General features: G+C 36.4%; 1 protein-coding gene. It reads right to left on the reverse strand.

Translation table 11 applies throughout. The features are described 5' to 3' along the window. Positions 1–139 precede the first annotated feature (139 nt). Positions 140–355, reverse strand: coding sequence for a hypothetical protein (locus tag RSC39_RS11995; RefSeq protein WP_332537464.1), 216 nt, complete (start codon positions 353–355; stop codon positions 140–142). Positions 356–629: the final 274 nt, after the last annotated feature.

Here is a 629-nt window from a genome sequence, read left to right on the forward strand (position 1 = left end):
CTCTGCCCTAGCGATCCTGGCAACATTGACAAACAAAAAGCCCACTGGAGAAAAATACCAATGGGCTTTTTATTTGTAGCAATGTGAAGCGCAAGTAACATAATCACGGCTACATTATGCGAAATCAGTCTTATAAAAATCAGAATACATATTTATAAATAAGATGAACCAAGCAAAGAATACCTAGCCAAAAAAACCAACGACTTTCCAAAATAGAATTAAGCGTCTTAACACTTTTTTTATTATTAAATTTATCAATACGCTGTTGGCGTCTTGCAGCATTACGCTCTTTTAAACGCTCTTGCTCATCACGTTTCTTATTTTCTTCAACATTTTGTGGTGTTACATCTCTCATAAAGCCCCCCTGTATCAGTTCGCGCCTACGGACGCTCTGTAATTATGGTTTAGAGTTTACAAGGGAGCTGTAATCAGGGAAAGAAGATTTAATAATTTGAATTGCATCAGTTCGGGGGCACTCCGCCCCCTCTGCTATTTAAAGCAATTAAGCTAAGACTGTGGTCTATGGTCTGAAACTTCACAAACGATAAGTAATATTAAAACGACTATTAAAAAAATAAATGCCTTATATGGATGCTCTAAGATCAAATTAAGAACATCCTGAAATAGTG

This window comes from Lactococcus sp. (assembly GCF_036648155.1).
GTDB classification, from domain to species: Bacteria; Bacillota; Bacilli; order Lactobacillales; family Streptococcaceae; genus Lactococcus; species Lactococcus cremoris.